Annotated in this window: 1 protein-coding gene; it reads right to left on the bottom strand. The window is 52.7% G+C overall.

From position 1 onward, the window contains the following. Positions 1-279 (bottom strand): ABC transporter permease subunit (locus tag EN861_RS35125; protein ID WP_135928266.1); only part of this gene is annotated, 279 nt, incomplete at both ends.

The following is a 279-nucleotide window of genomic DNA, read 5'->3' as shown; positions in this document are numbered from 1 at the left end:
TTCGTCAAATGAATGAATGAAGGCAAAAACGGCCCCTCCCAGGATACCAAGCAGAATCAAAGGCAGAGTTACTCGTCGGAAGGTCTGGACGGGACCCGCCCCCATACTCATGGCAGCTTGCTCTAAACGTCTATCAAAGTTGGCTAAAGTCGCTGAGACAATCACGACTACGTAGCTTGTAGCCCCAATGCTCTGCGCCAGGATTAAAGAGCCTGCGATCCAAATGATCTTCTCGACCAGCTTCTGGCAGGAGGCGCAGCCAGTGCAGCCTTCGAACAG

This window comes from Mesorhizobium sp. M8A.F.Ca.ET.218.01.1.1 (assembly GCF_004791165.1).
Lineage (GTDB): Bacteria > Pseudomonadota > Alphaproteobacteria > Rhizobiales > Rhizobiaceae > Mesorhizobium.
The sequence above is the reverse complement of the archived record's forward strand: the minus strand, read 5'-3'. Positions and strand labels throughout refer to the sequence as shown.